Source organism: Pseudomonas sp. UBA3149, assembly GCF_002364655.1.
GTDB classification, from domain to species: Bacteria; Pseudomonadota; Gammaproteobacteria; order Pseudomonadales; family Pseudomonadaceae; genus Chryseomonas; species Chryseomonas luteola.
Map to the genome: position 1 here is coordinate 19,241 of NZ_DEYV01000030.1, position 21,178 is coordinate 40,418.

Consider the following 21,178-nt stretch of genomic DNA (forward strand, 5'->3'; position numbering starts at 1 on the left):
TCAGCCTCCGTAACTCATGATCAATCCGTGCATCAGGCGTGACCATCCTTCAACCGCCACGAACAGGAAAATTTTCAGGGGAATGGAAATCAACGTAGGCGACACCATCATCATGCCCATGGCCATGAGGGCATTGGAGACGATCAGGTCAATCACCAGAAACGGGATATATAAAAGAAAGCCGATCTCAAATGCGCGGGTCAGCTCCGAACTGACAAAGGCGGGAATGAGTACAACCAGATCATCGTCCCGTAAGTCTGCCCGCGCTTCCTCCGACCAGATGCTCTCTGTCGCCTGCATGAAGAATGCGCGCTCATTATCATTGGCGAACCTCGAAAGATGGTTCTGCAATGGCTGGCGAAGCGCTCCAGCGGCTGCTTTGACACCGTCCACGCTCTCCAAACTGATCGGTTGATGCTCCAGCTGCCGGTACATCTCACCTACCAGCGGAGTGGTCACATACACGGTCAGAATCAAAGCAATACCGTACAAGACGAGGTTCGGCGGCGTTTGCTGAATGCCCAAGGCATTGCGGATCAGAAACAAGACGACAGAGATCTTGAGAAATCCCGTCATCGTGACGACTGCAAGCGGAACCAGCCCGATCGTCGCAACAACAATGATGATCTCAATCAGGTTGGGCTGAAATTCATCCATGTGTTGATAGGCTCGTGATCCGTACGCCTAGCCCTTCGCCAATCCTGACCAGGGTACCGCGGCCGAGTCGGCGGCCGTTCACAGTGATCTCAACGGCCTCGTCAGTCGAGTCCGGAAACGCAAGGATGCTTCCCTCCGACAGCGCCTTGACCTCACCTAGCGGCAACTCCAGCCGCCCCGCCTCACATACCAATGTAACAGGCACCTCCCCTAATGGATCGTCCTCGGCGGTTGTTTTATGCATGGACGTATCACTCATGTCCCATTCCTTACTGACAGACGTTAAAACCAATCCGGTTTGCAGCTGGTATCCCGAGGCCACTACTGCCAGAGGCGCCCTGAGCCGGTTTTCAACCGATATCCAGGCGCCCTGGTTCGAGCGCAGCATCACCACATCACCAGGCTGCAAACCTTGCAGTTCACTCAGGCGCACCTGCTGGCTGCCGATGCAGAGCGTTACGGGGAGCCGCAGCTGAGAAAGAGGCAAATCACTGGCAGGAAATGTTTGATCGAGGCATGGCAAGAGCGGACCAAGGGTTATGGCTGAAAGATCCAGCATCACGGGATAGGTCTTGTCCCGCAGCGTTACCTGAAACAAGAGCCGTATGGGATGAGGAATGTCCACGGGACCGGCTGCGAACCGAATGGAGAATCCGGCGGATTGCTCAATGGGCTGAATAGAGGTCAGGAGCGCCTGCTCGATCAGCAAGGCCCGGAAGCGCGCCGGAGCGCCGATGCCCTCCAGTAGCGCTCCGCCAAGTGCCTGAGCCAGCGATGATGGCAGCTGCAGACAGGCTGGCTGCTCATCGAACATGAGCGGAAACGATAAGGCGGACTGGATGGGCTGGGAGTTCCATGCAAGCCGAACGCTGACGGGATGACCTGTAATCTTTCCCTGCCAGTCTTCACGCGAGCGATACACACGATTGGCAAGCCTGACGTCTTCGAGTGTGACAAGGGGAAACACCAGAGGGGCAACCTCTTCACTCGTGCAAAACTCATCACCAGCTGATGTATCGGTCATCCACATCACGGGGCCTTCCTGGCTTGCGGGCGATCTTCCGTCTCGATATCAGCCTGCATCTCTTCTGCAAGACGCACGTTTTTATGCTCATTGGCCAGTAAAAGGCTGACGGCCTGCCTCGCTTTCCAGCACTGGTTACGCGTCTGCAGGGCTTCGCTACGCCTGAGCAGCGCCATGGCATGCTGCTCGTCCAGTCGGCGGAGTTCGTCCTCCAGATCCATCCGACGTCCGGTCAATGCCTTGAGCGCCTCGTCCACCTGCTGTACTTCACGATGCCCAAAGGCTCCATGAGCCAGAGTAGCCATCAGCTGCGCCTCCTGCTGATGCTGGTCGACGCAATGGGCGTGATGCTGTTTCCGGGCATTTGCAGCAGCCTCCTGCGCCTCGCTGGAGCGCTGTGTAGCAGCTGCCAGTGCTGCCATGGCACGTTCTTCACGCCGTGTGCGCAACGCAATCAACACATTCAGACGGCTTCTGGAATGGGTCATGATGCAAGGCTCGCCAAGCGCCGCACGGTTTCGGCGAACGCCGCGCGTTCCTCGGTAGGCTGCCGTAAAAAGGCTTCGATCGCGCCCTGTTGCGCAATGGCCTGATCTGTCATGGCGTCGCTGCCAGTCGTGTATTCACCCACCTTGAGCAGCAACTCGATGTCGGCATAGCGCGCCATCAGTTCACGTACCTGGCCCGCCCATCGGCGGTGCGCCTCGGACGCAACCGTGTCCATCAAACGGCTACGACTACGCAACACATCGATGGCTGGAAAATGATTGCGTTGAGCCAACTCTGCACTCAGCACGATGTGTCCATCCAGAATGGACTTGGTTTCTTCGGCGACGGGATCAAGGGTGCCGTCCCCTTCAGTCAGGACGGTATACAACGCGGTGATCGTTCCGTGCTGCCCGGGGCCGGCCCGTTCGAGCAGCCGTGGCAATGCGGCAAAGAAGGATGGCGGGTAGCCTCGTCGAGTAGGCGGCTCCCCTGCCGCCAGGCCGATCTCCCGCTGCGCACGGGCATACCGGGTAATGCTGTCCATGAGCAGCAATACATTCTTGCCCTGGTCACGGTAATACTCGGCAACGCTGGTCGCCACGTAGGCGGCCTTGACGCGCTCAATGGCAGGCCGATCCGAGGTAGCCACCACCGCTACGGTACGCGCCCGTGCCCGCCTGCCCAATTGAACATCCAGCAGTTCGCGCACTTCGCGGCCACGCTCGCCAATCAACCCCAGAACAATGATGTCCGCCTCGGTGCCTTTGACAATACTGGCCAACAAAGAAGACTTGCCGATACCGGGTTCACCAAAAATCCCGACGCGCTGACCCCGGGCAACCGTCATGAGTCCATCAATGGCGCGAATACCTAATTGTAAGGGCTCCTTGATCAGGCTTCGCTCGAACGGCGCTGGCGGCTCGGCCTGAAGCGGATAGCGGCGCGTATCATGCCCATCAACTGTTCCTTCGACACGATCCAGCCGCTCGCCGGTCGGACTAATAACCGCGCCGAGCAAATGATCACCTACGGTGATTGTCATCGCCTGACCGGTGGAGATGACTTCTGTCCGGGTCGACATACCCTCCAACTCACCCACCGGTGTCAGCAGCGCCTCGTCATGCTCGAAGCCGATGACTTCAGCGGGAATCGTGCGTCCCGTGAGCGGGTCGCGCAGGTAGCAAAGCTCGCCAACCCGCGCCTGGGTCAACATGGCGTGCACCATGATCCCGCGAATACACTTCACACGTCCGCGTACCGGACGCGACTCTGCCCGATCCAGGCGCGCTTTCAAGCTGGGGATGATCGTCTGGAGATCTAATACTTCCAACACCGACTCCTGCATTACACCGCCTCAGACTCGCCAGGGCTGACCAAGGCGGTACGAAGCGCGTCCAGCTGCATGTCCAGGCTGGCATCCACCACAGCGACAGGACTGGCGATAACGCATTGAGTCGCTGTGAGCTGGGCATCGGGCTCGACGCGAAATGAGGCTGATGGTCCAGCCCCTTCCAGCAGCATTGCTTCCACGTGGGCCACATGCTCTGGCGCTACCCTCACGGTTATCGTGTGCTGACCACGAAAGGTCATCAGGGCTTCGCGAGCGAGACGGGCCACCAGCTCGCCGGGCTCAAACTGGCCCAGAACGCGGCGGACCACATCCAGAGCGAGGTCGGTCAAAGCCTCCGGCAGACTGGCCAAATACCGGTCCATCTGGTGGGTGGTATTCACCAGGATCTTGTTTGCCGCCTCGATGCCGGCGCGCTGGCCTTCAGCGTAGCCTTGAGTGCGGGCGGCATCGACTTGCGCCTGTGTACTGGCCAGCAGGGCATCCGCTTCCTGTCGGGCCTGCTCGAGAAACGTGTAGCCATCCATCCATTGGGCGGCCTCAGCTTGCCGAAGAATGGTTTGGGTAGGTTGACGGGGCAGTTCGCTCAAGAAGCCTTCCTCACTGTTGCATAGGCCTGAACATGCGGCGCTATACGCCTGACGATGGCGGGCCCGCGTTGCAGCAGGTCCGTCGAAAGTGCGCGGCTGTAAACAGGCTCATCCGTCACCTTCAGTCGCAGCCAGGCGGCGAGCGAGGTAGGTTGAGCAGCCAGCCAGGCGGCGATACAGGCCTCTCCATCCAGCTGAACGGCCCGCTCCAGTTCATCGAGATCGGTCAGAACGGTGGAGGTGCTGGCCAGATCGGCATTGGTTACGGCCAGGGCGAATAAGTCCTCACCAAAGCGCGCTTTCAGCGTACGCAAGGCCGACGCTCTGATCTCCTGGGTGAAAGAGCGTCCATGAAGGACCACACCACACGGCACCACCAGGGCAGCAAAGTGTTCCGGCGCCAGTAACGCAATGGCCAAGTCCTCTTCAACGGGCGGCTCTACCTCATTTAACGGTGGCAGCGCGAAGTGATCCTGGAACAAACGCTCAAGTCGAGACTGAAACCGTTGTTCGGCCTGGATGGCGGCTACGATGGAATACTCGCCCCACTCACTGAAGCACTCAGCAACGTGCTTGCCGTGTACGAAGCGCAAAGGGTTGGTCCTGAAGAGGTTCCACCCGTTTTCACCACGAAACAACGGCAGTTCTGCAGACTGTGTCAAGCTCATTTCAATGGCACCAATTCGTAGGGTTGAGCACGCCGGGACTGCCACACCACGTAAACCAGTGAAGTGGCCAGCGCCAGCACGAGGAAAAGCAGCCCGCCCATGATCCAAGCGGCCTTGCCGACGTTCGATTGAAGCATCCAGACCCCCATGAACGAAGCCAGGGGTTCGCCCTCTTGGGAGCCTTCGACCCGCTTGACCGCCTCGACCGGTACGACTGAAACGTTCTGATAAGTCAGGCCCGAAATGCCATTGGCGACCAGGGTCTTGATCTGTGGAATCAGCGGATTGATATCGAGCCCCGGTTCATAACGGATAAAAACCGATGCGGAAGATGGCGTGACATTGCGTTTAAGCAGGTCATTATCGGGCAATACCACATGCACCCGGGCCGACAGCACTCCATCGACCTGCGATACGGTATGCGAGAGTTCTTCGCTCAGGGCATAGATCATCTGAGCACGCTCCTGAACAGGCGAAGACACCAGCCCATTGCTCTTGAATACATCGCCCAGGTTGGCAAAGGATTGCCCTGGCAAGCCGGCTTCGTCGAGGATATGCATGGCCTCGGCAAAGCGTGCCTCGTCTACCTTGACGGTAAGACGGCCGTCCTTCTGAATGACGCGTTCAGCAGAAATGCCGCGCCGCAACAACTCCGCCACCATGCTGTTCGCATCGCGTTCTGAGAGGTTGGTATACAGGTCCGTTTTACATCCCTGCAGCAACGCCACCAGCGTGAGCAGTACTACCGTTTTTGCAAACCATCCGTTCCAACCGGTCATCTTATTGACCACGCAGCAGGGTGTTGGCCGCCCCGGAAACCTGGGTCGCGCCTCGGACAACCATCTGGGTTTCGATCGAATGATCGAACATGCGGCTCAGTGCGGTGACAACCTTGTCCATCTGGCTGTCCGGAAGCGCCGCGCCTTCGGCCTGGGAGCTACGGATCACCGGGCTGAAGGTCTGCGTCTGATCGACCCCGCCGTTGGCCCGTTCAGCGAAGCGATGGGAACGATCCAGAAAGCCATCCAGCCGCTCCATCAATCCCTGGCTCAGTTGAGCCGGGCTTGCTCCCTGAGGAAGGCCCTGCGCATGCATCGCCATGTGCTCGAAGAGATTCTGGGCAGCCTGCGCGGCAGGTTCCGGCATGGGCTGCGGGGCTACAGGAGGAATACTGACAGTCATGAATATCTCCAGACACACGTCGATAATGCACAGGGCCGCCAGACTTACTCGTCCGACATCGCCTCATTCAGGATTTCGTTCGCACGGGGCATGATGATCATCTGCCCGGCGACGGTCACCGCACCGTCCACTAACTGCTGGGTGAACTCTTCATCGGTCATGCCGGTATCGGACGACTCGAGCGCAGCGTCGAATGTCTGCTCACTGTTAGTGACGCTGCCGGTACTGCTGTTATCTATGGGTGCTGTTGCCATGTCCTTCTCCTTGTCTGTGAGGGCCAAAAGGCCAGATGTTCAACCCTGTCCGCTAAAGACTTCGGTTTCCGCGCCACCCCTAAAGATACGAATGCCCTGGCTTTTTCCCCTCGAAATAACGGGCCTTTCCAGGCCTTCGAGACTGCGCTGCACATAGCCAATGTAGGCAGGCGGCCCGGATACGCTCAGAACCGAGCGGCCGGGGTTGAGCTGTATCGATACGTTCTCGCCTACCAGGCCCAGCTGGTCGAGCACGCCTCTCAAAGCCTTCTGATCGAACCGGCGGGTATCGATGACCTGACTGATCAGCTCGCGGTTGGCGTTCACATGCAGGGCGCTGCCGTCGTAGTACCAGACCAGCCCCTGGGTGGCGCTGATACGCGAGAGAAACTCACCCGCGTGCTCCGCCCGCACACGGCCCTGTACCCGACCCTTGACCTGATCGGACAAGACCACAGGCAATGACAGATTACGACCGAACTCCATCAGTACGCCGCGTACATCCTGATCAATCACAACGTAGTGATAGGGCTGGTCCAGCCAGGCAGGTTTCTCTGTCTGTGCCCAGCCATCAAGCGCCACCCCTGCAAGCGCAAGCAGGCAACACAGTGAACGTAAACAGCGAGCGGTAAAAACAGGCAACGGCATGGCTTGCTCGTTCTTCTTCATCTCTTCCATACCCGGCTCGATGCCACATACGACTCGAACCGATGGCAGACAGTGATCCATCCCTGTACGAAGCAAACCAAACGACGACTCCGGCTCATCCTTTATCCGGAACGTTCGGACACTTTCTCGATGCCCCGAGTATGGTGAGGCTTTGTGACAAGCCCGTTGCAAGTCACCCAATGAGTGTTGTCTGTATCACAGAACCAGGGCGGTACAGGACAAGCCTCAAACACAGCCGGGCGCTGTCATCGCGCTGTCATGTTTGTCCGGCCAAATGCGCAGGATGTGGCTCTTTGCAGTCAAAACATGGAGTGTGATTTTGCCTACCTCCCGCCCTACCCGGCTCGTCCTGGCTGTTGTGTGCTCCTGGCTGGCCGGTTGCAGCTCTGCACCTTCCAATCCTCACCCTGATCTTCAGCTGGACAAACTGGCATCCGACATCGAACGCCGGGGCGACCCTGCCACCGCGTCGGCCCTGTATGCACGCGCGGCTCAACAGCAGCAGGACGCTCCCGCGTTCATTCGCCTGGGTAATGCCCGGCTTGGCAGCGGAGATGCCAACGGTGCCGCCCAGGCCTTTCGCGAGGCTTTGATAAAGGAACCCCATAACCCCGACGCGCTGTTGGGATTTGGTAGTGCCCAGCTACGGCTCGGCAATGCCAGCAGTGCGGCCAATGCACTGAAGGAAGTTGCCCCGCTCAAGAAAACGGCCAGTACCTATAGCAAGCTGGGCACGGCCTACAGTCTGTTGGGCCAGTCAGCCGCAGCGGAAACAGCCTTTTCCCAGGCGCTTGAATTGGCGCCCGACAATCTGGACATCCAAAGCAATCAGGCCGTCGCCATGGCGTTGGGAGGCTCACCGGATCGTGCCATCACACGGCTGCGTGAAGTCACCCGTTCCCCTCTGGCCATGCCAGGCCATTACCGCAACCTGCTTCTGGCACTGGTACTGGCCGGTCACGAGCAGGAGGCTACGGGCCTGGTCATTCCCCAAACGACACCGGCTCAAAAAGCCCGGCTGCTCAAACAGGCCCGGCAAATCAAGTCCCTGCGCGACCCGATGCAACGCGCCCAGGCGGTAGGGCTTATCGCCACTCATCCCAATTAAAAATGTTCGCCAGACCTGATCTGACGAACATCATCACATTCCGGCAGCGTTACGGTTTGCCGCTTCCTGCTCGAGCCGTTGCCGCCTGATGTCATCGGCGGTGTGGCCGGTGATATAAGCTTCTGCCGCACGTGCTACCGGAGCGGCCATGGCGGGTCCCATCGGACGACCACGCTGTAGGTCAGTAGGTCGCTCGATCATTCTGGCCAGATTAAGCGCATTGGCGCAGCCCATGGGTAAACGATCGGGCGCTGCCGCTGTTTCGGGACTCAAGCACACACGGGGCACCCATACCGCCTGACCGTTGCGATCAGCCAGACGGACATAATCCGATGCATAGGACACCGGCTCCAGTGAGCACCCCGCCAGCAGCATGACAGCCGCGCCGAGCACAGCAAGGGAGCGTCTCGAATCAATCCACATAAAACCCGAACTCCGAGTAAGGCTTGGTGGGCGCGGTAGACGTTCGCGCCAAGTGCTGTGCAGGATTGGACGCGCTCGGATCAAGTGGCGTAGCCAGCGTGTGGTCTGACTCAGGCTCGACAAGGTACGGCGTGATCAGAATGACCAGTTCGGTTTCGTTGCGCTGAAAGCGTTTGGACTGGAACAATGCGCCCAGGATCGGAACGTCACCCAGCATGGGAAGCTTGTCCATGTCCTGCGCGCTGTTGCGCTGGAAAAGACCGGCGATGGCAAATGTCTGACCACTGCCTACCTCAACACGCGTATCGGCCCGCCGGACCTGGAACGTTGGCACACTGGTGCCCGCTATCTGCACGGCACTGGTCGTTGAAAGACTGCTGACCTCGGGGCGAACCTGCATGGCGATACGCCCACTGGGAAGCAGCGTAGGCGTAAAGAGCAGCGATACACCAAATGGCTTGTATTCAATACCTACCAAGTCACGACTTACAGGAACAGGTACCGGCACTTCGCCCCCTGCCAGGAAACTAGCCGTTTGCCCCGTTACCGCCGTGATGTTTGGCTCTGCCAGAATTTCGAGAATGCCGTTACTTTGCAGCGCATCGAGTAGCACATCGATATTGGCGCTGCCGGAGCTGTAACCTGCCGAGATCAAATTCGTGGCCCCGGCTACTGCCGACTGCGCCAGCGGACCGCCTGTCACCAGCCCGAACGAAAACGAACCACGGGTAATGAGCGCATTCCAGTTCACCCCATACCGCAGCAACTGCTCGCGTGATACCTCGGCGAAACGTACCCGGATATTGACCTGGGGCGATTCAGGGTAAGTCGTGGTGTTCAGGGGTGGCGGGCCACCGGCTGGTGTCTGGCTATCGAGTAATGCATTTATATCCAGCGCCGACGCAACGTCCTGGGTGGCTCCCTTGGCTATCAGCCGCTTGCCGGATTGCGCCACCGAAACGCTGCTGCCTGGCTGCAATGCCTGTACGACCTCCTTGATCGGCCCGACATTGGGCTGGACCTTGAGCTGCCAGGTGCCTTGAATGTCCTCGTTTGCATTCAGGGCAATCAGATTAGTTTCGCCGCTGGACTTGCCATAGACATACACCACTCCCGGCGAGACAACGCGCAGATCGGCAATGGCAGGATCAGCGACAAATACCGACTCTACCGGCGCCTTGAATTTCACAATCTGGCCCTCCCCCGTGGCGAGGTAAAGCACACGCCCTTCAGGACTCGCCCCCTCAACAGGTTGCGCAACGGCCCACCCGGGAGCCAGCCAGCCGCCGAACAGTAAAAGACAACCGAAACCGATAATCAGCCATTGCCTTAACGTCGGTCTCGGCACACACCCTGCCTGCCGGTAATCCTCAAACACCCTCACCATCCTTTCTGTTCCCTTACAACGGTTGTGGAGCCGTCAACGATTCCGTTACGGTGTGTGGCAAGGCCGCATTGGCCTCCGGTAGCGTGAGCGTCGTCAGCGACTGCACGGTGAATTCCCGGGTCAGGTCCTGGTAGCACAGCACGGGAACATCCAGATCATGCCGGGTCAGCAACTGCCGGAGCGGGCGACGGATGTCCGCCGTCACCATGACCACCGGATTCAGATCATGACTGGCAGCGTCATACGCGTGCTGAAGCTGGATCGTAATGGTGCGGGTCAATTCGGGTGGCAGTACCGTAGGGCGGCCTTTATCACTGCGGCGCAGTGGCGCCCGTAGTGCCTCCTCCAGGTCTCGGGAAAAGACATAGGCTGAAATGACGCGGTGACTGTCGGCGTACGCATAGCAAATCTGCCGGGCTAGCGCAGCACGGACGTGTTCGGTCAGAATGGGCGTATCCAGATCACGCGGTGCCCACTCCACAATCGCCTCAAGAATGGCGCGGCGGTTGCGGATGGAAATATGCTCACTGACCAGCCGCCTCAGCACATCCGCGATTCGCTGCAAGGGCAGCACACGGAGGGCCTCCTTAACGAGCTCGGGATACTGCTCTTCCATCTCGGTCAGGATCTGACGGGCCTCCTGGATACCCAGGAATTCAGCCGCATAGCGGCGTAAGGTCTGATCCATGCAGGCGTCAAACGTCTGCGCCAGATCCAGATGCCCTACCCCAGCCTCTACCAGCGTGGCAGCCTGTTGTGCATCCACCCACAGGGCAGGCTTACGGCGTAACAACGGGGCCGAGGCTGTATGCTCGATTGCCAGCAGTTCGAGATGAACTTCATCGTCCTGCAGCAATACCGCATCAGGGCGGATAGCTCCCTCCATGACGGGCACGCCCTCCAGATCAATCCTGAACCGCTCCGCCACGGCGTTGCGGTCAATGCGCAAGCCAATACGGGGAAGCTCGACGCCCAAGTCCTCACTGATCTCGTAACGAGTACTGTCCAATCGCTGCCTGAGCGTATTGAGCGAGACCTGTGACACATGGGCTTCACTGATCCATAGCGTAATGCGGAAATGACCTGTGTCCTCTACATCTTGTACTGGCTCGGCCGTAACCTCACGTGTTTCCGGCTCCTCCTGAGCAGCCGGAACTTGTTCCGCGGTCTGTTTACGCCGATGCATGTAGAAGGCCGTTCCGCCCAGGACCAGCGAAATGGCGATGAATACAGGCGCCGGGAAGCCCGGAATAAACGCAACGCCCAGCAGAATGGCAGACGTCAGTGCCAGAGCCCGCTGGTTGGCGCTTAATTGACTAATAATTTCCGTGCCGAGATCTGTCTCTGCATCGGTTGTTACGCGCGTGACTACCGTACCTGCGGCAACCGCAATCAACAGGGCAGGAATCTGGGCGATCAACCCATCGCCTACGGTTAATAGCGAATAGGTATGCACCGCCTCGCCAAAGGGCGTGCCCCGCTTGATCATACCGATCAGCAAGCCACCCAGCAGGTTCACGCACAGGATGACCAATCCGGCGATCGCATCTCCTTTCACGAATTTCATGGCACCGTCCATGGCACCATAGAGCTGGCTTTCCCGCTCCAGGCGTGAGCGACGCCGACGGGCTTCGGCCTGATCGATATCACCATTACGCAGATCGTTGTCGATACTCATCTGCTTGCCTGGCATCGCATCCAGAGTAAAGCGAGCCGCCACCTCGGCCACCCGCTCGGCGCCCTTGGTGATAACGATGAACTGCGCCACGGTAATGATCAGAAAAACCACCAGGCCAATGACCACCTCACCGGCAATCACGAAATTGCCAAATGCCTCGACAATATCCCCCGCTTCTCCGTTGAGCAGGATCAACCGGGTCGTGGTGATGGAAAGCGACAGGCGAAACAGCGTACTGAGCAGAATTACCGGCGGGAGTGCCGAAAAATCCACTGAATGCGACACGTAGAACGCAACGACCAGAACCAACAGACTGAACGCGATATTGGTGCCGATAAGCACATCGACCATTACTGTGGGGAGCGGGATGATCATCATCACGATGGCCAGCATCATGAACAGTGCAATGACGATATCGGTACGCTGTGAGGCCATTACAGCCAGGCGGTTCAATCTGGCGAGCACGTTACGGCCCTCCGACTATCCAGATAATCACGAAAACAGCGTCGTGCCTCGTCTTTGGCACCCAACGCCCATAATGCGCGGCTACGCAGAAACTTGAGCGGCATGCCTGACCCTTCAAGCTGCTCCAGCCTTCCGATAGCAGCCAGTGCCCGCTCCCCATCACCAGTGGCAATAAAGCCATTGGTGAGCGTACGCAGCAAAGCGGTATCTGCCGGGTCGATCTGAATAGCCAGAAGCAGATAGATCAGCGCTCGTCGCTGTTGTCCGCTGCGTAGATACAGAGCGCCAAGCGAGTGCAGCAGCTGTACTGCCTCGCGATCCTGTACGTTCATAAATCGTCGATCTCGCTCAACCGCATCCCAAGCTCCCGACGTTGCTGGATTTCCTGCTCAAGCAGGCTGGCAGCAAGTGCTTTGATCTCCGGCTCGGCGTCCAGCCGAGGCAACACCGTATCAATGATGTGTTCCAGCACCTGAAGCGAATGGCCAGGGCTGAAGATGCCAGGGTCGTTAACGGGAGGGCCGATCAGCTCCGCCAGCTCGTTACGCAGGGATTTGAACGGAGTCCGGCTGCGCAGCCGCAGCAGCGACTCGAACACCTCACTCTGCCTGGCCCTGGCAACCGAGCCGGTCCGACGCAGGGATTCGCTGGACGCCTCTTCAGGCCGCTGCAGGTCCAGCGGTCGGCTGGTATCGATTCTCATCGAAAAGGCCTCCCACCCAGGGGTTGTGTAAGCAATGGCAGCGTCATAGGGTCAGGGCAAACTCGTGGCCGTTGCGACTCAGGACAATCCGCTGCGGCTCTATCCCCTTGAGCACCCAGCCGTCGTCCAGCGATGCGCCGGGGTAAAGACGTGTACCGGACTCACTAACCACATAAGGATCCTGTCCCAGCCATACCGCCTGAAACCTGACACGAGGAGAAACCGGCGCCTTGCTTAGCGTGACCGAGCTGACCAGTACATGGCTGCTGCCATACTCACCGTCGAACCACTTCTGGATATCGACCCAGGCTGGCTGCTGAGCAGTGTCAATTTCACCGGAAAGCATGAAATGGCGGCCTTGTGATTTCACATGCAGCGCGGAAAGTCCAGCGGCCTCAAGTCGGGACAGCAATTGCCGGGCAACCTGATCGTCCCGCACTACGAGCTCCTGACCAGCGCCGCTGTCGAGTACCGGGCTAACTGGCGCGTTGGCAATAGGCAATAAGCGATCTTCGGCTTCGCTGGTGCCGATCAATGTATACAGGCCTAGCAATACCGCCGCGCCAAAAAGTGCCATCATACCGGCGTGGGTAATAGGCCATCGCTTGGGAGGCGCAACCAACTTTGTCAGCGGAGCAGATAAGCGGATTCGAGCCTCTCCAACGGATAACTCGACCGGTAATGGCAGGCGCAGCCCCTTGCCCAAAGGAATTCGTTTTTCAGCCGTGAATACATCGCTTCCAATTGCCTCAACGGCAACTGTATTTTTCTCCAGACGCAACACGGCATGGCGAGGCGCAACGCCTGCATCCCTGAGCACCAGATCCACCTCGTCTGAGGCGCCCAGGCAATAGGCAGGTTCATCCAGCGATACCGATACGCCGGTATGCAGTCCCGCAATGACCTCAAGAGTAGGCACTGCAGGTTTTGAGCCGGGAAGAGAAGACATTGCGGACATCATTGTTTTGCCTGACCCGGCACGCATGGCAAGGCCAGCCTGCATGCAGGTCCAATCTGGAAAGCTGTCTGAACAAACAGACGGCGCCATAAGGCGCCGCCCGTCCACACCTTAGTTCTGAGGACGCTGTTTGGTCGCGTCAAGCTCAGTTTTCTTCTCGGTGGTGATCTCAGTGATCTTCGCGGATTTTTCGATGGCGGCATCGAAAGCGGCAGTCATTTTGTCGATAGCAGCGTCGGAAGAACTGGTGCTGGTCGGAGTAACATTACTCATATCAATATCTCCTTATTGAAAGAAATTAGACATGCGCCAACTGCTACTACACGGCTGCAGAGAAGAGCATATTTCCAGCAACGTCCTGATTCTTTCGAACCCCAATCGCTGCCAGACGAGTGAATGTTGCCCCGCAAGGCATGAACATTTAATTACACGAATATTAAGAATTATAAATAGCTGCAAACCGACCCTTCATATAATGAGGTTTAATGTCTTAACGCCATGATTTCCAAGCAATTAAGAATTCTTTTCCACTTTATCGGTCAAGATTGCAACGCACTAATTATGCGAACAGATTCACTAAGCAGCATATTCAAACAGTTAATTGAGTAAATATTTGTAAATAACCGCTAACAAGCAGATGCTTATATATGAGCTGAGCGAGTATTGCTTTGTATAAAGCATTACTCGCTTAGCAAACAGCATATGAATAAGATTTGGCAATGCCCCGCATATGAATTGAAAATAGAGTCTTTCAGTCATCGAAACGGAACATATTCCATTCAACCAATGCGTTAGTCTGTTGACCCTTATTTAATCCCCCTTCTGCGTACATATTGTGAGTGTCCGTTTATCACTCAACGCTTTTGATAAGTAGACGAGACTAACGCTCGCGCCACGGCGGTCGAGTCCCCACGGGCCGTCCTGGGGCTGCGCTTACGGTCGGGCGCGGTTTTAAGGTACAGCCCCAGGCGCGGAATGATTTCCTGGCGGGGCACCTTGTCCGAGCGCTCAGCCTGAGCGTTTTCTGCATCAAATTCTTCGAGCGCATCGACCCGCGGCCACGGCTGCTTCTCATCCAGTGAAACAAAAATCGGCAGATTGGCGTGAGGCATGGCGTCATAACGAGGGCTTTTGGAGAAATACAGCATCACGCGCGGATGGGGCGCAATAGGACGGTAGCGATGCAGTTCGGCCTTCGCATCCAGAAACCCCAACGCCTTGAGCTCAAGCCTCAGATTGCGTTCCTTGTCCATATCAGCCTTGGCCACGGCATCAGCCAGCTGCGTTTCGATCTTTTCGATCACATCCTTGACAGGGATGCTTTCGGGGGCCGCCGTTTTGCCCGCCCAGGTGAACAGGATACGCCGTGGCACCCCTTCAAACACCTGGATATGGCGCTCGATCTGCTTGATGACGATCGGCAGCTTGAGAATGCTCCGAAGATGCTTTCCCTTGGATAGCGATTTCAGGTTCATGGAGGCCGTTTCCTGAGCCAGAACCTCAAGAAAACGATCACGCGCGGCATTGGCCTCGCGGGCGTACTCCAGCACTGACTGCGAAACGCCGATCCACCCTGGGAGCCGCATGACGGTACTAGGGTGCTGCCCCTCCTCCTGCTCGAATTGCAGGATGGCCTTTTTCGCAGCCTCGATGGCAGGCTCACCCACTAGCTCCATCGGTGTGATTTTAGTCTGGCCTTTAGGCTCCTTGTTGATGGGAAGCAACCAGACTTGTGCATGAACCACCGCCGAAGGCCACGTTGCGTTGAAGGCTCGCTGAGCTTCTACCATTTCCTGCCACGCTTCGCGCACGTCAGTGATCATGAGCACCTCTTTCCTCAATAAGTAATACCAACATTCATTATAGCCGTCTCATCCCAATCTGACCGATTAAACAGATTCACAATCAGATAAAGCCCTTGTCGATGCGCCTATTAAACCGCATTAAGCTGCAACAGGCTGGAAATGCGGCTCGCTTACTTATTATTAGGCTGGTATTACAAGACAGGGTTCCGTCTACCTCTCTAGTCAGCTTCAACGTATCGTTCGATCGGCTCCGTCATCGTTTTGCAAGGGATAAAAAGTACTTACGTTCGTCGCTTCCAAGGCACTTTTTCTTTTCCAAACTATCGGTCATTAAGCAAGGCATATATTTGCTGACCTTGCCCTTTTCACATTCGAATCGGTACGAGCTTATGCTCAGACCGATGGTGATACGCCGTGACATGAGGAGTCTTGAGATGTGCAGCCCCCTTTATTTCAGCCGCTATTCACTGCGGAACCTGCTCATCATCACTGATTACTTCCCGGCAATAACTTCCCCTCTGGGCCCTTGATGGAACGGGCCCTTTCGCGGCAGCGAGCTGTTCAAAGCTCGTTTTGGCCCGCTCTGCGGGCCTTCTTTTTTCTGCATGTTCAGACGACATTTACAATGCTCACGCCCAGGAGCCCGCGCATGCCGCATGATTGGCTCATGATGCCTTCAGGCACGCTGCGACCTGGGCAAGGCTCGATATACATGGGAGCTGTCCCTTATGTTCAAACTCGCTTACGCCCCTTACAAAACCTGGACGACTATTCCTTCGCTCGGCATTCGCATGCACGCCCGCACCTGGCTAGCCCATGAAGACGATCCACATCAGGTTCCAATCATCCTGATTCATGGCCTGGCGCTTTCAAGCCGCTATATGGTCCCGCTGGGAAGACGTCTCGCATCGATGGGTCATGACGTCATGGCACCCGATTTGCCCGGTTTCGGGCGTTCGCCTGCGCCGCGGATGTCCAAGTGGCCGGCAGGCCCGGATGTCAGAGAGCAGTCGAATCATCTGCTGGCCTGGATGGATGCCAACGGAATCCACAAGGCGGTACTGTGCGGCAACTCCGTAGGCGTACAAATCGCCGTTGAAATTGCGGCACGCTTTCCGGATAGAGTCGAGCGCCTGATCCTGATCGCACCTACGCCAGACCCGGCCTATCGGACACCGGCGCGGCAGTATGCCCGCCTCGTCTTGAACATGCCGTTCGAGGCACCTTCGATCAACCCGCTGATGCACATGGAGTATCTTTCCAATGGCCTACCGCGCATGGTTCAGCAGCTTCGCAGAACGGTGGACGACCCCATAGAAAACCGTCTGTCCCACGTGCATGTTCCTGCCCTTGTAATCCGTGGCCAATACGACAAGACCCTTACCCAGCAGTGGGCAGAGGAATTCACCAGTCTACTTCCCAACGGAAAACTGGTGGTTGTAGAAGGCGCGGCGCACAACGCGCACTACACCGCCGCGCCGCTCATGTCGCAGCTGGTCCATCGGTTCATCACCGGTCGTTTCGATACCCGGGCAACCGACATGAGTAATGAAATTGTCGTCTCCGGAATGGATCAGGGTCGTGATCGGCTGGCGCCAGCCAAGTTATTATCACCTCGCATGCACGGCCTCCTGGACTATGCCTCAGCAGGCCTCTGTCTGGCGTTGGCAGGTGTCAACGAGTGGGGACCGCGCACCCGCCAACTGTTTGCTGTTGCAGGTCTTTCAACCGCAACCTACAGCCTTCTGACCAACTACGAGTATGGTCTGGTGCGCAAGCTGCCCATGACGGTTCATCTCAATATCGATACCTGCAGCGGATTGAAGCTCCTTCTGGCCGCCGCTACCTTGCTTCGCGGCGAGCCCGTAACCGGACGCTGGGCCGTTGCGGCTCAAGGTACGTTCAATCTGCTGGCTGTGGCGGCAACACGAGTTCCAATGGGCCCGGCTCGCCTGGTGCCGGTGCAAAACCTGAGCCTCTGCGCTCCTACGGACTACCACCCGGCTACCGCCGATGAGAACACCTACTCCCAATGACGTAAAACGCAGCTCACAACTTACAGGGAGACATGGCGCCTGCGCCTAGCCACAACAGGCATAGGAGGCGCAACCAGGCGAGCTGAACCGTGGAGTTGCCCAACGATAGGCGTTGGGCAACTCGTTACCTTCGAACGTCATGAACTCCATACGGGCCGCAAGGGAGCCATTTACCAGGCGCATCCACAGCTCGGCTGGAAGCGTGTTGAAGTAGCTGTCCATATCCGACTGCGACTGCCATTGGCCATACACCAACCAGCAGTTTTCCTCTTCCGGCGATGGCATGACGGTAAAGGTGAGACACGTCTGCCCTGGATAAGGCAATCCCCTGAGACATGCCCTGAGGGCTGCGGAGCGCCCGGTGCGGGCATGGATCAAGAGCAACGATGTACAAGGCGATGCGGACATGAGTCCTCCTCCGAGATGAAGTGCCACGGGTTGAAACCGGAAGCCCTTAATAAGGGCTCGCGGTCGGCCTGACGATAATCTCGCTTACGTCCACTTCAGCAGGCTGTTCAATTGCAAACGCAATGGCGCGCGCGATGGACTCCGGTGAAATAGCCCCTCGGCGAAACGCGTCCATGGCTGCCTGAGCGGTTGGATCGGTGATGGTGTCAGCCAGCTCAGACTCCGTTACCCCGGGCGAGATCACAGTGACGCGGATATCGGCTCCTACCTCCTGACGCAACCCTTCGGAAATGGCCCTGACGGCAAACTTGGTTGCACAGTAAACCGCGGCAGTAGGACTGACAGCATGCCCGCCAATCGAAGACAGATTGATGAACTGTCCGCTACGCTGCTGTTGCATGACCGGCAAGCCCGCCGCAATCCCGTGGAGCACGCCCCGAATGTTCACATCGATCATGCGATTCCATTCGTCAACCTTGAGCGCTTCAAGCTTGGAAAGCGGCATCACACCCGCATTGTTGACCAGCACATCCAGACGTCCGCCCTGCTGCTGAGCAAACTGCACAAACGACTCCATATTTTCCAATGCGGTAACGTCGAGCCGGCGGTAGTCAGCCTTGCCGCCCTGCTCCCTGATTTCAGCTACCAGGGTCTCAAGCCGCTCTGTACGACGCGCCCCTAGAATGACGAAGCCGCCCTGTGCCGCCAGATACCGTGCGGTTGCTTCGCCAATGCCACTGCTTGCGCCGGTAATTGCGATGACCTTGCCTTCTAGACCTTTCATACGAATCTCCTTGCCTGTCAGTGAGGGCGGCCGGTGTTGCCGCGTTAGTGACAAGGCTAGAGCCGAAAGGCATTCAGACGTTAGACGGATCCTGCTCGCTTCTTGCCTGATCCTGCACGGAGAAGAATGCAGTGGGCCAGGGAGCGCCTGTCCAACACGATTATTCGCGCTCTGCAGGCAAGGTTGGACTACGCTGGCTTTCACAATCCTGCGGACCGCGGGCGTACCATGACAGGATCAGGCAAGAAGTCAGCAGAATTGATATAACCCTGCATTGCCACTTTTGGTTATCGTGACGCCTGACTTGATCGGTACGCCTGTGCACGCCGATACAATGGGAACCGCTAGCTTCAGGGGATCAGCATGGACTGTGTAACGCATGAATCCACGCATAGTCGAGACACGCTTCAGCAGCAGGAACTGGCAGCGCTGATCGATCAGCTTACGTTGACGGATGGCGCTCATACCACCCGGATCGACGGTCTTTGCCTGATGCGTGCAAGCCAGCCCTCAGACCCTGTGCATGGGATCAGCAACCCCAGCTTTTGTGTCATCGCACAAGGTCGCAAGCAGGTTACGCTTGGCGATGAATGCTTTACCTATGACCCGCTGTATTACCTGGTGGGCTCCGTCTCGCTTCCTGTAACTGGCCAGATTATCGAGGCTACCCCCGAGCGCCCCTATCTCTGTATTCGGATCAACCTGGACCCGGCAGAAATTACCCGCCTGATAGCCGACGCCGGCCCAACAGGTGTCCCCGTCGTACCAGCTCACCGGGGCCTGTACGTCGAGCGCGTGGATAATGCCATGCTCGATGCCGTGACTCGACTGGTTCGTCTCTTGCACACCCCGCGTGACGCGGCGATGCTGGCCCCTCTGGTGCTACGAGAGATCTATTATCGGTTACTGCGTAGCCCCCAGGGATATCGACTGTACGAAATGGCAATAACGAACAGTCAAACCCACCGCGTGAATCGCGCCATCAACTGGTTGAATCAGAACTACATCGAGCCGTTGAAGATCGATGAGCTGGCCCGGCGCGTCAATCTGAGCCCTTCAACGCTGCATCATCGCTTCAAGGCGGTGACTGCGATGAGCCCACTGCAATATCAGAAGCAGCTACGCCTTCAGGAAGCCAAGCGCCTGATGCTCCATGAGGGCATCGATTGCTCGTCGGCAGCGCACCGGGTGGGTTATGAAAGCCCCTCTCAATTCAGCCGCGAATACAGCCGGTTGTTTGGCGCGCCGCCCATGAAGGATATGGCCCGCTTAAGAGCGAGCGCGTAGTAACACCTGACGTCCTACCGCCCGCACTTAGAACCTTGCGCGCACCTAGCACGACAGACTACCCCGGCGGGATTAGACCTTTGTCTAACCAACAGCAATGACCTATCGGTCAAACCCAGCATTTCTCTGCTCCGCTCTTATCAATCAGGTCATTACGCCACTATAGGGCGCTTGTACCCTGGCTTTGAGCTTAATCGACACCCTTAAAAGCTTGTAAGAGAATGTTTCCAGTGAAGGGTTTCCTTACAGGAGTCTTGGCGAAACTCGTAAGATACGACAACTTACCGCCTCCAAGAAAAAGGCGTCGTTGACATCGCAGGTAAGCACTGTTAAAAATTTCGCCATCTAGTCGTATGATGTCTTACGACTCAAAATAATACTAATAACCAGGAAACTGACATGGCGACCAGTTCTGTAGAGAATCAGCGTTTGAACCGTATCCTTCTCACCGGCGCCGCAGGCGGTCTCGGGAAGGTACTCCGCGAAGCCCTCCGCCCTTACGCTGAAGTGATTCGGCTTTCCGATATCGCCAACATGGCACCCGCCGAAGGCCCCCATGAAGAAGTCGTTCCATGCGACCTTTCTGACAAAGCCGCCGTCGATGAACTCGTCAAAGGTGTAGATGCGATTCTGCATTTTGGCGGGGTTTCGGTTGAGCGTCCTTTCGAGGAAATCCTGGAAGCCAACATCAAAGGCGTCTTCCACATTTACGAAGCGGCACGCCGCCATGGCGTCAAGCGCGTCATCTTCGCCAGCTCGAACCACGTCATCGGCTTTTACAAGCAGACCGAACGTATCGATGCTAGCTCGCCGCGCCGCCCAGACAGCTACTACGGGCTGTCCAAATCCTATGGTGAAGACGTCGCCAGCTTCTATTTTGATCGCTATGGCATCGAAACCGTTAGCATCCGTATCGGCTCCTCCTTCCCCGAGCCGCAGAACCGCCGCATGCTAGCTACCTGGCTGAGCTACAACGATCTGACCAATCTGATCGCCCGCTCCCTGTTCACGCCCAATGTTGGCCACACCGTCGTGTTTGGGGCCTCCAAGAACCGTGACGTATGGTGGGATAACCGCCTGGCCGCTCACTTGGGCTGGGAGCCACAGGACTCCTCCGAGCAGTTCCGCGAGAAAGTCGAAGCAGAGCCGGCTCCGGCTGCGGATGATCCGTCCATGGTGTATCAGGGCGGCGCTTTCGTTGCCTCGGGTCCGTTTGAATAAGTACGCCGTTGCTTGCGATGGATCAGGACGATCG

General features: G+C 57.4%; 24 protein-coding genes. 4 read left to right on the top strand and 20 right to left on the bottom strand.

Features of this window, described 5'->3' with window-relative positions; genetic code table 11:
- The 10 genes from sctR to B3729_RS18135 are packed head-to-tail and all read right to left on the bottom strand — an operon-like array spanning position 1 to position 6,956.
- Positions 1-657, bottom strand: a complete 657-nt coding sequence (gene sctR / locus B3729_RS18090) for a type III secretion system export apparatus subunit SctR (RefSeq protein ID WP_010798178.1) — start codon at positions 655-657, stop codon at positions 1-3.
- Positions 650-1,687: a type III secretion system cytoplasmic ring protein SctQ gene (gene sctQ, locus B3729_RS18095; RefSeq protein ID WP_122042648.1), complete on the bottom strand. Its 1,038-nt coding sequence runs from the start codon at positions 1,685-1,687 to the stop codon at positions 650-652. Before sctQ ends, sctR begins: the two co-directional genes overlap by 8 nt.
- Positions 1,687-2,169, bottom strand: a complete 483-nt coding sequence (locus B3729_RS18100) for a hypothetical protein (protein ID WP_239380767.1) — start codon at positions 2,167-2,169, stop codon at positions 1,687-1,689. Before B3729_RS18100 ends, sctQ begins: the two co-directional genes overlap by 1 nt.
- Positions 2,166-3,500: a FliI/YscN family ATPase gene (locus B3729_RS18105; protein ID WP_409438619.1), complete on the bottom strand. Its 1,335-nt coding sequence runs from the start codon at positions 3,498-3,500 to the stop codon at positions 2,166-2,168. Before B3729_RS18105 ends, B3729_RS18100 begins: the two co-directional genes overlap by 4 nt.
- A 14-nt stretch (positions 3,501-3,514) precedes the next feature.
- A complete protein-coding gene (gene sctL / locus B3729_RS18110; protein WP_286788613.1) occupies positions 3,515-4,108 on the bottom strand; it encodes a type III secretion system stator protein SctL in 594 nt (197 codons plus the stop codon).
- Positions 4,105-4,776 carry a SctK family type III secretion system sorting platform protein gene (locus B3729_RS18115; RefSeq protein WP_286788614.1) on the bottom strand — a complete coding sequence of 224 codons (672 nt, stop codon included), beginning with the start codon at positions 4,774-4,776 and terminating at the stop codon, positions 4,105-4,107. Before B3729_RS18115 ends, sctL begins: the two co-directional genes overlap by 4 nt.
- Positions 4,773-5,555, bottom strand: a complete 783-nt coding sequence (gene sctJ / locus B3729_RS18120; protein ID WP_286788615.1) for a type III secretion system inner membrane ring lipoprotein SctJ — start codon at positions 5,553-5,555, stop codon at positions 4,773-4,775. Before sctJ ends, B3729_RS18115 begins: the two co-directional genes overlap by 4 nt.
- Position 5,556: 1 nt before the next feature.
- Positions 5,557-5,958 (bottom strand): hypothetical protein, encoded by a 402-nt coding sequence (locus B3729_RS18125; RefSeq protein ID WP_010798171.1) that lies wholly within the window; start codon positions 5,956-5,958, stop codon positions 5,557-5,559.
- Positions 5,959-6,002: 44 nt separating this feature from the next.
- A complete protein-coding gene (locus B3729_RS18130; RefSeq protein ID WP_010798170.1) occupies positions 6,003-6,212 on the bottom strand; it encodes a hypothetical protein in 210 nt (69 codons plus the stop codon).
- A gap of 39 nt (positions 6,213-6,251) precedes the next feature.
- On the bottom strand, positions 6,252-6,956 hold the full coding sequence (locus tag B3729_RS18135) for a type III secretion protein (RefSeq protein WP_125889059.1): 705 nt from the start codon (positions 6,954-6,956) through the stop codon (positions 6,252-6,254).
- Between the two features lie 244 nt (positions 6,957-7,200).
- Between B3729_RS18135 and B3729_RS18140 the strand changes: the two genes are divergently transcribed.
- Positions 7,201-7,989, top strand: coding sequence for a tetratricopeptide repeat protein (locus B3729_RS18140; RefSeq protein WP_286788616.1), 789 nt, complete (start codon positions 7,201-7,203; stop codon positions 7,987-7,989).
- Between the two features lie 33 nt (positions 7,990-8,022).
- Here the strand turns inward: B3729_RS18140 and B3729_RS18145 are convergent, their stop codons facing one another.
- The 8 genes from B3729_RS18145 to B3729_RS18180 all read right to left on the bottom strand — a co-directional run bounded on the left by B3729_RS18145 (position 8,023) and on the right by B3729_RS18180 (position 15,426).
- On the bottom strand, positions 8,023-8,412 hold the full coding sequence (locus B3729_RS18145; protein ID WP_122042657.1) for a CpaD family pilus assembly lipoprotein: 390 nt from the start codon (positions 8,410-8,412) through the stop codon (positions 8,023-8,025).
- Complete coding sequence (locus tag B3729_RS18150; protein WP_409438622.1) at positions 8,402-9,760, bottom strand: type II and III secretion system protein family protein; 1,359 nt, start codon at positions 9,758-9,760, stop codon at positions 8,402-8,404. The genes B3729_RS18145 and B3729_RS18150 overlap by 11 nt, the downstream gene beginning before the upstream one ends.
- A gap of 52 nt (positions 9,761-9,812) precedes the next feature.
- On the bottom strand, positions 9,813-11,912 hold the full coding sequence (gene sctV / locus B3729_RS18155; RefSeq protein WP_286788750.1) for a type III secretion system export apparatus subunit SctV: 2,100 nt from the start codon (positions 11,910-11,912) through the stop codon (positions 9,813-9,815).
- A 14-nt stretch (positions 11,913-11,926) separates the two neighbouring features.
- On the bottom strand, positions 11,927-12,274 hold the full coding sequence (locus B3729_RS18160) for a tetratricopeptide repeat protein (RefSeq protein WP_073449691.1): 348 nt from the start codon (positions 12,272-12,274) through the stop codon (positions 11,927-11,929).
- Complete coding sequence (locus B3729_RS18165) at positions 12,271-12,645, bottom strand: hypothetical protein (protein WP_010798163.1); 375 nt, start codon at positions 12,643-12,645, stop codon at positions 12,271-12,273. Before B3729_RS18165 ends, B3729_RS18160 begins: the two co-directional genes overlap by 4 nt.
- Before the next feature lie 43 nt (positions 12,646-12,688).
- Positions 12,689-13,594 carry a SctD/MshK family protein gene (locus B3729_RS18170; RefSeq protein WP_286788617.1) on the bottom strand — a complete coding sequence of 302 codons (906 nt, stop codon included), beginning with the start codon at positions 13,592-13,594 and terminating at the stop codon, positions 12,689-12,691.
- Between the two features lie 120 nt (positions 13,595-13,714).
- A complete protein-coding gene (locus B3729_RS18175) occupies positions 13,715-13,876 on the bottom strand; it encodes a hypothetical protein (RefSeq protein WP_010798161.1) in 162 nt (53 codons plus the stop codon).
- A 581-nt stretch (positions 13,877-14,457) separates the two neighbouring features.
- The gene (locus B3729_RS18180; protein ID WP_122042661.1) at positions 14,458-15,426 is read right to left on the bottom strand and encodes a DNA replication terminus site-binding protein; all 969 of its coding nucleotides are present in this window, start codon (positions 15,424-15,426) and stop codon (positions 14,458-14,460) included.
- Between the two features lie 710 nt (positions 15,427-16,136).
- Here B3729_RS18180 and B3729_RS18185 point away from each other — a divergent pair.
- Complete coding sequence (locus B3729_RS18185) at positions 16,137-17,444, top strand: alpha/beta fold hydrolase (RefSeq protein WP_122042662.1); 1,308 nt, start codon at positions 16,137-16,139, stop codon at positions 17,442-17,444.
- Between the two features lie 45 nt (positions 17,445-17,489).
- On the opposite strand, the gene B3729_RS18190 is transcribed toward B3729_RS18185, so the two are convergent.
- Together B3729_RS18190 and B3729_RS18195 are read right to left on the bottom strand one after the other, a co-directional pair.
- Positions 17,490-17,852 carry a putative quinol monooxygenase gene (locus B3729_RS18190; RefSeq protein WP_286788618.1) on the bottom strand — a complete coding sequence of 121 codons (363 nt, stop codon included), beginning with the start codon at positions 17,850-17,852 and terminating at the stop codon, positions 17,490-17,492.
- Between the two features lie 46 nt (positions 17,853-17,898).
- On the bottom strand, positions 17,899-18,636 hold the full coding sequence (locus B3729_RS18195) for an SDR family oxidoreductase (RefSeq protein ID WP_286788619.1): 738 nt from the start codon (positions 18,634-18,636) through the stop codon (positions 17,899-17,901).
- Between the two features lie 363 nt (positions 18,637-18,999).
- Between B3729_RS18195 and B3729_RS18200 the strand changes: the two genes are divergently transcribed.
- Together B3729_RS18200 and B3729_RS18205 are read left to right on the top strand one after the other, a co-directional pair.
- The gene (locus tag B3729_RS18200; protein WP_122042665.1) at positions 19,000-19,923 is read left to right on the top strand and encodes an AraC family transcriptional regulator; all 924 of its coding nucleotides are present in this window, start codon (positions 19,000-19,002) and stop codon (positions 19,921-19,923) included.
- Positions 19,924-20,322: 399 nt separating this feature from the next.
- Entirely contained in the window at positions 20,323-21,144 is an 822-nt protein-coding gene (locus B3729_RS18205) for an NAD-dependent epimerase/dehydratase family protein (RefSeq protein ID WP_010798155.1), read from the top strand.
- The last annotated feature ends 34 nt before the right edge of the window (positions 21,145-21,178 follow it).

Excerpts from the sequence above, each read along its gene's own strand:
- B3729_RS18160 (WP_073449691.1), bottom strand. The coding sequence starts at position 12,274 with ATGAACGTACAGGATCGCGAGGCAGTACAGCTGCTGCACTCGCTTGGC.
- B3729_RS18100 (WP_239380767.1), bottom strand. The coding sequence starts at position 2,169 with ATGACCCATTCCAGAAGCCGTCTGAATGTGTTGATTGCGTTGCGCACA.
- B3729_RS18180 (WP_122042661.1), bottom strand. The coding sequence starts at position 15,426 with ATGATCACTGACGTGCGCGAAGCGTGGCAGGAAATGGTAGAAGCTCAG.
- B3729_RS18205 (WP_010798155.1), top strand. The coding sequence starts at position 20,323 with ATGGCGACCAGTTCTGTAGAGAATCAGCGTTTGAACCGTATCCTTCTC.
- sctR (WP_010798178.1), bottom strand. The coding sequence starts at position 657 with ATGGATGAATTTCAGCCCAACCTGATTGAGATCATCATTGTTGTTGCG.
- sctQ (WP_122042648.1), bottom strand. The coding sequence starts at position 1,687 with ATGTGGATGACCGATACATCAGCTGGTGATGAGTTTTGCACGAGTGAA.
- B3729_RS18125 (WP_010798171.1), bottom strand. The coding sequence starts at position 5,958 with ATGACTGTCAGTATTCCTCCTGTAGCCCCGCAGCCCATGCCGGAACCT.
- B3729_RS18190 (WP_286788618.1), bottom strand. The coding sequence starts at position 17,852 with ATGTCCGCATCGCCTTGTACATCGTTGCTCTTGATCCATGCCCGCACC.
- sctV (WP_286788750.1), bottom strand. The coding sequence starts at position 11,912 with ATGGCCTCACAGCGTACCGATATCGTCATTGCACTGTTCATGATGCTG.
- B3729_RS18200 (WP_122042665.1), top strand. The coding sequence starts at position 19,000 with ATGGACTGTGTAACGCATGAATCCACGCATAGTCGAGACACGCTTCAG.
- B3729_RS18145 (WP_122042657.1), bottom strand. The coding sequence starts at position 8,412 with ATGTGGATTGATTCGAGACGCTCCCTTGCTGTGCTCGGCGCGGCTGTC.
- B3729_RS18115 (WP_286788614.1), bottom strand. The coding sequence starts at position 4,776 with ATGAGCTTGACACAGTCTGCAGAACTGCCGTTGTTTCGTGGTGAAAAC.
- B3729_RS18195 (WP_286788619.1), bottom strand. The coding sequence starts at position 18,636 with ATGAAAGGTCTAGAAGGCAAGGTCATCGCAATTACCGGCGCAAGCAGT.
- B3729_RS18170 (WP_286788617.1), bottom strand. The coding sequence starts at position 13,594 with ATGTCTTCTCTTCCCGGCTCAAAACCTGCAGTGCCTACTCTTGAGGTC.
- sctJ (WP_286788615.1), bottom strand. The coding sequence starts at position 5,555 with ATGACCGGTTGGAACGGATGGTTTGCAAAAACGGTAGTACTGCTCACG.
- B3729_RS18130 (WP_010798170.1), bottom strand. The coding sequence starts at position 6,212 with ATGGCAACAGCACCCATAGATAACAGCAGTACCGGCAGCGTCACTAAC.
- B3729_RS18165 (WP_010798163.1), bottom strand. The coding sequence starts at position 12,645 with ATGAGAATCGATACCAGCCGACCGCTGGACCTGCAGCGGCCTGAAGAG.
- B3729_RS18175 (WP_010798161.1), bottom strand. The coding sequence starts at position 13,876 with ATGAGTAATGTTACTCCGACCAGCACCAGTTCTTCCGACGCTGCTATC.
- B3729_RS18185 (WP_122042662.1), top strand. The coding sequence starts at position 16,137 with ATGTTCAAACTCGCTTACGCCCCTTACAAAACCTGGACGACTATTCCT.